8 protein-coding genes are annotated in these 7,567 nt (G+C 59.0%); 4 read left to right on the top strand and 4 right to left on the bottom strand.

The features are described from left to right. Positions 1-174: 174 nt before the first annotated feature. The 3 genes from AAAB16_RS22875 to AAAB16_RS22865 form a co-directional block, all read right to left on the bottom strand. Positions 175-333, bottom strand: coding sequence for a YqaE/Pmp3 family membrane protein (locus tag AAAB16_RS22875; protein ID WP_074939855.1), 159 nt, complete (start codon positions 331-333; stop codon positions 175-177). 82 nt (positions 334-415) lie between these two features. Further along, positions 416-1,375: an agmatinase gene (gene speB / locus AAAB16_RS22870; RefSeq protein ID WP_340665410.1), complete on the bottom strand. Its 960-nt coding sequence runs from the start codon at positions 1,373-1,375 to the stop codon at positions 416-418. Between the two features lie 11 nt (positions 1,376-1,386). Then, positions 1,387-2,484 (bottom strand): polyamine ABC transporter substrate-binding protein, encoded by a 1,098-nt coding sequence (locus tag AAAB16_RS22865; protein WP_340665409.1) that lies wholly within the window; start codon positions 2,482-2,484, stop codon positions 1,387-1,389. Between the two features lie 162 nt (positions 2,485-2,646). On the opposite strand from AAAB16_RS22865, the gene AAAB16_RS22860 reads away from it, so the two are divergent. From AAAB16_RS22860 to AAAB16_RS22845, 4 genes are all read left to right on the top strand, one after another. Further along, positions 2,647-3,546 carry a LysR family transcriptional regulator gene (locus AAAB16_RS22860; RefSeq protein ID WP_340665408.1) on the top strand — a complete coding sequence of 300 codons (900 nt, stop codon included), beginning with the start codon at positions 2,647-2,649 and terminating at the stop codon, positions 3,544-3,546. A 92-nt stretch (positions 3,547-3,638) separates the two neighbouring features. Beyond that, on the top strand, positions 3,639-4,199 hold the full coding sequence (locus AAAB16_RS22855; protein ID WP_110615209.1) for an NADPH-dependent FMN reductase: 561 nt from the start codon (positions 3,639-3,641) through the stop codon (positions 4,197-4,199). Positions 4,200-4,402: 203 nt separating this feature from the next. Further along, a complete protein-coding gene (locus tag AAAB16_RS22850; RefSeq protein WP_340665407.1) occupies positions 4,403-5,158 on the top strand; it encodes a hypothetical protein in 756 nt (251 codons plus the stop codon). Positions 5,159-5,571: 413 nt separating this feature from the next. Continuing rightward, positions 5,572-6,231, top strand: coding sequence for an endonuclease (locus AAAB16_RS22845; RefSeq protein WP_340665406.1), 660 nt, complete (start codon positions 5,572-5,574; stop codon positions 6,229-6,231). A gap of 263 nt (positions 6,232-6,494) precedes the next feature. Here AAAB16_RS22845 and AAAB16_RS22840 read toward each other — a convergent pair. Next, on the bottom strand, positions 6,495-7,567 hold a 1,073-nt coding region (locus AAAB16_RS22840), incomplete at its 5' end, for an acyl-CoA dehydrogenase C-terminal domain-containing protein (RefSeq protein WP_340665405.1).

The raw sequence follows: 7,567 nt of genomic DNA, 5'->3' as shown, positions 1-7,567 counted from the left end.
GTTTCTTATGGCGCGGCAGTATTGCCTCGATTTCTGGCTTCTCGCTTGGGCTGCTAGCCGACGCGGTAGAGGATGAAAGCCAAAACTGAGTGCCTTTAGGGTGTGCTGCGCGCACCAAGCGACCTCTAAAAGCCCTGCATAAGCGGGGCTTTTTTATTGGCCGTTCGGATGCCGTTAACGCTTGGCGATGATGTACACCGCATGCACGATGCCGGGGATGTAACCGCACAACGTCAGCAGAATGTTCAGCCAGAACGCGCCGCCAAAACCGACTTGTAAGAACACGCCCAGCGGCGGCAGGAGAATGGCGATCAGGATGCGGATCAGGTCCATGAAAGGAGTTCCTTTTCAGTTGAAAAAACGTACCCCTTAACGGACCCGCCGCCCGCCTCTACGGTTCAACCTAAGTGCGCCATCACTCTTTGTGCGTATGTTTCGCCGCGTACAAACAGAGCATTTCCATGGCGATGGTTGCCCCGGCTAGCGCGGTGACTTCGGCGTGATCGTAGGGCGGCGCCACCTCGACTACGTCCATGCCCACCAGGTTGATACCGCGTAAACCGCGCAGAATTTCTAACGCTTGATGGCTGCTTAGTCCGCCGCACACCGGCGTGCCCGTGCCCGGTGCAAATGCCGGGTCGAGGCAGTCGATGTCGAAGGTCAGGTACACCGGGTTATCGCCGACCCGCGCGCGAATCTGTTCGGCGATCTGCTCCGGGGCATGACGGTGGACGTGGCGCGCATCCAGCACCTGGAAGCCCATCACATCGTCATTGGTGGTGCGCAGGCCGATTTGCACCGAGCGCGCCGGGGCAACCAGGCCTTCGCGGGCGGCGTGGTAGAACATGGTGCCGTGGTCAATGCGCTGCACCGCTTCGTCTGGCCAGGTGTCGCTGTGGGCGTCGAAGTGAATCAGCGACAGCGCGTCGTGTTTTTTTGCATGGGCTTTAAGCAGCGGGTAGCTGATGAAGTGGTCGCCCCCCAACGTCAGCATGGCGCAGCCGGCGGCGAGAATGCCGTCGGCATGGGCTTCGATGGCGCCAGGGGTGAGCTGCGGCTGGCCATGATCGAAATCACAGTCGCCATAATCAATCACCGCCAGTTCATCAAAGGGGTCGAATTCCCAGGGGAAGTGCCGCGCCCAGGCCATTTGCGTGGAGGCCGCGCGAATCGCCCGAGGGCCAAAACGGCTGCCAGGGCGGTTGGTGGTGGCGGTGTCGAATGGCACGCCGCTAACCACCACATCAACGCCGCGCAAGTCACGGCTGTAGCGGCGGCGCATAAAGCTGGTGATGCCGCCGTAGGTCGCTTCGGCGGCAGTGCCGTACAGGCTGTCGCGGGTGAGAGCTTGGTCGTTACGTGATGCCTGGTCCATGCAGGTTCTCCTTATTTGTATTGGCTGCGAAAGGCGGTCCATAGGCGGGTGCGTTCGCGCTGCTGGGGCAGGCTTTGCATCTGCTCACTGAACAGGTAGGCACGCACCTCCGCGGCTGGGTAGATATCTGGATCATTGACCACGGCTGGGTCGACCAAGGCCGTTGCCGCGCTATTGGCGTTGGCGAAAAACACACTATTGGTGACTTCGGCGATGGCCTCGGGGCGCAGCATGTAGTTGATAAAGGCCAGCGCCGCTTGCGGGTGCGGGGCATCGACGGGAATGGCCATGGTGTCAAACCACACCAGGGTGCCTTCGCGGGGAATGCGGTAGACCACTTCGAATGGCTGCTTGGCCTCTACTGCACGCGCGGCGGCGGTGGCGGCGTCACCGCTGTAGCTCAAGGCAATGCACACCTCGCCCTTGGCCAAGTCGTCAATCTGCCGGCCAGAGGCAACGTAACGCACGTTGGGCTGCAAGGTGGTCAGCAGTTGCTGGACTTCTTTAAGGTCGGCTTTAGCGGTGCTGTACGGGTCGTGGCCCAGGTAGTTGAGGGCCAAGCTAATCACCTCCTGCGGAGAGTCGAGCACACCGATGCCGCAGTCTTTTAGCTTGCTGGCGTATTCGGGTTTAAACAGTAGGTCCAGGCTGTTTAGCGGCACGTCCTCGCCCAGGCGTTTGCTCACCGCCTCCTTGTTCAGCCCCAGGCCGATGGTGCCCCAGGTGTAAGGCACACCGTAGCGGTTGCCGGGGTCGGAGGTGGCGAGTTTGCTCAGCAGTTCTGGGTCAAGGTTGCGGTACAGCGTGAGGCCAGCTGCATCGATGGGCTGCACGGCCTTGGCTTTGATCGCGCGCGCCAGGCCGCTGGAAGACGGGAATACCACGTCATAACCGCTGCCGCCGGTAAGCAGTTTGCTGTCTAGGGCTTCGGCGCTGTCAAACACGTCGTACTTGATTTGAATGCCGGTTTCGGCCTGAAAACCCTTCAACGCTTCGGGGCCGATGTACTCCGACCAGTTGTAGATATTCAGGGCTTTTCCTTCGGCCTGGGCCGGCAGATGCAGGGGCAACGTGACGGCCAGCAGTACAGCGCACGCGGCGATTCGCATGATGGGTGATCTCCTCTGGCAGTTAACGGTTACCGCGCCTCTCGAATGGCCATTAACGCTGGCAGGAGGCTCTGGATGGCCTGATAGTGCGCCGCGCTTTGCTTCGGATAAATGCAAAGTGATATACCTTGGCATCGCACCCCATCAATGTTTGGACATGCCATGCTTAGCCAGGTACGCGACCTCGATCTGCAATTGCTGCGGCTGTTTATCAGCGTGGTGGAGAACGGCGGCTTCAGTGCGGCCCAGGGCGAGCTGGGGATTGGCCAGTCGACCATCAGCACGCAAATGGCCAAGCTGGAAACTCGCCTGGGGTTTCGCTTGTGCGAGCGCGGCAAAGCAGGTTTTCGCCTGACGCCTAAGGGTGAAGAAGTACTGGTTGCCACCCGTAAATTGCTCACCGCCATTGAGGTGTTCAAGGGCGAAGCCCAGGGCATGGCGGACAAGCTGTTAGGCGAGCTGCGCATCGGCCTTTCGGAAGGCTTGGATGGGCAAATTCTTGAGCGCGTCGGCAGCGCTATTCGCCTGTTTCGCCAACGCAATCAGGCGGTGCAAATCGAAGTCTTGAGCGCCACACCGGCCGAGTTGGAGCGCCGTCTCCTGCACGACCAACTACACCTGGCCATCGGCTATTTTTCCGGCGCTCAACTCGCCATCGAACACCAACTGCTGTTTAGCGAAGAACAGGCGTTGTACTGCACCACCGGGCACCCGCTTTTCAGTCGCAAAACGCTGAGCCTTGCCGATCTGCATGACCAGGATGGCGTGCACCACCCCTACCGTTTTCTGCAATTGGACGAGCCCTGGCAGTCGGCCAATAGCAGCGCGCGCAGTGAACAGGTTGAGGGCTCGCTGGTCTTTGTATTATCCGGCGCCCATCTGGCCTATCTGCCCACCCATATCGCCGCGCCGTGGGTACGGGCCAAACGTCTGCGGGCCGTGTTGCCGGAGCAGTTGGGCTTTAGCGTGCAGTTTCACCTTGGCAGCCACCGCGGCCGGCAACCCAGTGAGGCCCAGCAAGCATTTGTGCAGGATTTGTTTAGCGCCTTTAACCGGCAATAACGCGCTGGGCCGGGCGATTGCGCACAGGCTTACTATAGTTTCCTGCTGACGCTTTCTAAGATCGACCTTTCCCCACCGTTCAAGGAGTCTGTATGAGCAAGGTTCACCGCGTCGCCGTATTGGTTGGCAGCCTGCGTAAAGCCTCGATCAACCGCAAGCTGGCCTTAGCCCTGGCAGAGTTGGCGCCGCCCTCGCTGCAATTGGAGATTGTCGAGATCGGCGACTTGCCGCTATACAACGAAGACATCGACGTCAGCCCAGCGCCCGCCGCCTACACGGCGTTTCGCGACAAGGTAAAAGCCGCCGAGGCGCTGCTATTTATTACCCCCGAATACAACCGCTCGGTGCCCGCGCCGCTGAAGAACGCCATCGACGTCGGCTCACGGCCGTATGGCCAAAGTGTGTTCAGCGGCAAAGCCGGCGCAGTAGTCAGTGCCTCGCCGGGCGCCGTCGGTGGTTTTGGCGCCAACCATCACTTGCGCCAGTCCATGGTCTTTCTCGATGTGCATATGCTGCAGCAGCCGGAAGCGTACCTGGGCGGCGCCGGCAGTTTCTTCGCTGAAGACGGCACCTTGAGCGATAGCATCAAACCGTTTCTGCAGAAGTTCATCGACACCTATGCGCAATGGGTGGCACTGCATAGCAAAGGCTAAAACCGTCACACACCGGTCTGCCTGCAATGGGTAGACCGGGTTATTTGCCGGCAGATGATTTTTTCATCTGTCATTGATCTTTTTTTCACACCTGCAAACGCATCCTGCGCCTGAAACATCCAGAAACGACTCCTGGAAAGCCAGGCTTTGTCCGGCGTGCACAGCCATTCACGCCATTTCTCCCGTCTCAGGAATGCACGCCGATGAATAAACTTCCGCAGATCACCCTGGCCTTTTGGGTGATGAAAATATGTGCCACAACCCTCGGCGAAACCGCCGGCGACTTGTTGTCCATGACCCTCAACGTTGGCTACGCCATCAGCTCGATGATCCTCATCAGCGTATTTCTGGTGACCCTGGTCGCTCAGCTCAAAGCCAAAACCTACAACCCGATGCTGTATTGGATCGTGATTCTGTCCACCAGCACCGCCGGCACCACCATGTCGGACTTTATGGACCGCACCCTCGGCCTGGGTTATGCCACCGGCTCTGCCCTGCTGATCACCATTCTGCTGGTGACGCTGGCGGTATGGCGCTGGAGCGAGGGCTCGCTGTCGGTCGACCACGTACGCACCTTTAAGGGCGAGCTGTTTTACTGGATCGCCATTCTGTTCTCCAACACCCTGGGCACTGCGCTGGGCGACTACCTGGCGGACGACTCCGGGCTGGGCTTTGCCGGCGGTGCGCTGCTGATTGGCGGGGCAATAGGTGTCGTGGTACTGGCGCATTTCTACACGCGTATTTCTGCGGTGCTGCTGTTCTGGATTGCCTTCGTGCTGACCCGTCCGTTCGGCGCCACATTGGGCGACGTGCTAACCAAGTCGCACGAAAAAGGCGGGCTGGATTTCGGCACAATCGGTTCGTCGGCGGTGCTGGCGGTCATTCTCTTTGCCCTAGTGGTTGCCGCAACGGTGCATAAAAATCGCCGCGACAACCAAGGGGCGATTGAGGCCGCCTAGCCTGAGTTGCAGGCATAAAAAAACACCGGCGCCAGGCCGGTGTTTTTTTATGCGCGGTAAGGCGCGAAAACTCGTACCGGAAAATAATTCCGGAAAAAGAAAACCCCGCCGAAGCGGGGCTTTGCAGACTGTGTCCTGACATCCGTAATCGACCATCTTCCTGATGGAAATCCAGCGTGTCCTTGTAGGTTCCTAGGCGCTTCCTGCGCAACGTCCATGGGCAGCAGAGTAGCGACGAGCGGGGTTTGGCGATAGCGCCAATCGCCAGCACGCTTTGTAAGCTTTGGCTTACACATCTTTAAACCATGCCTTAGGTCGGCTTTATTTTGTGAACTGGCTCTTGTTAGACTCGCTTTGTCCTACAAAACAACAAAAGCAAAACACCGATCGTGCAGTTCCCTGGGGTTTGTCTCATGCGCGCAGTAGCAGTTGCCCTTGCTGGTTTAACGTTTTGCGCTTGTTCTTATGCGGTTGCCGGCGGGCAAAATCAGCTCTCTGATCCCAAAATCGCCGTCGATCAATTCTTCTGGAAACAGCTCTACGCCAAAGGCGGCACCACGCTGTATTGCGCCAAGCCGTTCACTGGGGAACGCGGTCAAGTGACTGCCAGCCTGGTGTATGGCGCCAAGCAGATTAAGTCGGCGTTACGCTGCGTCACCGACGGCCAATGCGCCGAAACCAACCCGCAATATCCCTTTATGTTGAGCGACCTGCACAACATGTATCCCGAGCTCAGCCTGGTTGAACTAGCGCGGCGCAATGCGCAGTTCGGTGAGCTGGGCGACGGGGTGTCGAGCAAGTTCAGCGATATTGGCTGCCAGCTCAAAGCCAGCTTTCAATTGATCGAACCGCCGGACAGCGCCAAGGGTAATGTGGCCCGAGCGATCTTCTATATGCGTAGCGAATACGGCTTGCCCATTGTCGGCCAATTGCAAATGTACAAACGCTGGAACCAGATTGACCCGCCAGATGCCGAGGAAAAGGCACGCAACGACCAGATCGAAGCGCTTCAAGGCATCCGCAATCGCTACATTGATGCGCCAGCGGCGGCTGATCAGTTAACCCAGGAATAACGTCGGAAAAGTAGCCAGCAAGGGCACACCGCGTTAAGGCCTATACAGCGGCACGATCTAAATCCTGGATTCCCGCCTACGCGGGAATGACGGATATTTTCGTAGCGCTTACGGTCGCCCCCGCGCAGGCGGGGACCCAGGTGCCGGGAGCCGGAATTCGCCCAAATCGCTTGGTCCGCACAGCACAACCTACCGGGCATCCGCATCGTTGCCCAACAATAAGCCCCGCAATTGCGGGGCTTTTTGTTAGCGCTTAGCTGTTATCAGAACTGCGCAGCGTCGAGCAGGTACAGCGATTCGCTACCGGCTTTAACCGACGCAGTCAGCGAGTGAATACGCGGCAGCAGACGGGCGAAGTAGAAACGCGCAGTGCCCAGCTTGCTGGCGTAGAACTCGTCCTGGCCTTCTTTGCCCAGTGCGGCGCGGGCCATCAGTGCCCACATATAGGCATAGGCGGTGTAGCCAAACACGTGCAGGTATTCCACCGAGGCAGCGCCGATTTCATTCGGGTTGCCTTTGGCGCTTTCCAGCAGCCAGGCGGTCAGGTCGTCAAGGTTGGCGACGGCAGCTTTCAATGGTTCAACAAACTCAGCCAGCGAGGCATCGGCGCTGCCGGTAAAGGCTTTGATTTCGTCGGCGAAGTGTTTGTAGAACGTGCCACCGCTACCGACGATTTTGCGTCCAACCAAGTCCAAGGCCTGAATGCCGTTGGTGCCTTCGTAGATCTGGGTAATGCGCACGTCACGCACCAGTTGCTCTTGGCCCCACTCGCGGATAAAGCCATGGCCGCCGAAAATCTGCTGGCCGTGCACGGTGGTTTCCAGACCGAGGTCGGTGAGGAAGGCTTTGGCCACGGGCGTCAGCAACGCCACCAGTTCCTCAGCGCGCTTACGCGTGGTGGTGTCTTCGCTGAACTTGGCGGTGTCGAGCTGCATGGCGACGTAGCTGGAGAACGCGCGGCCACCTTCATTGCTGGCCTTCATGGTCAGCAGCATGCGGCGTACATCCGGGTGCACGATGATCGGGTCAGCCACTTTGTCCTTGGCAACCGGGCCAGTCGGCGCACGGCTTTGCAGACGGTCACGGGCGTATTCGATAGCGCTCTGATAAGAACGCTCGCCAGCGGCCAAGCCCTGGATACCTACACCCAAACGCTCGTAGTTCATCATGGTGAACATCGCCGCCAGGCCCTTGTTCGGCGCATCGACGATCCAGCCAGTGGCGCCGTCAAAGTTCATCACGCAGGTGGCGGATGCCTTGATGCCCATCTTGTGTTCGATGGAACCGCAGCTCAGGGTGTTGCGCTCGCCTAGGCTGCCGTCGGCATTGACCATAA

This window comes from Pseudomonas sp. (assembly GCF_037994325.1).
Taxonomy (GTDB): Bacteria; Pseudomonadota; Gammaproteobacteria; order Pseudomonadales; family Pseudomonadaceae; genus Aquipseudomonas.
This window is presented reverse-complemented; position numbering and strand designations above follow the sequence as displayed.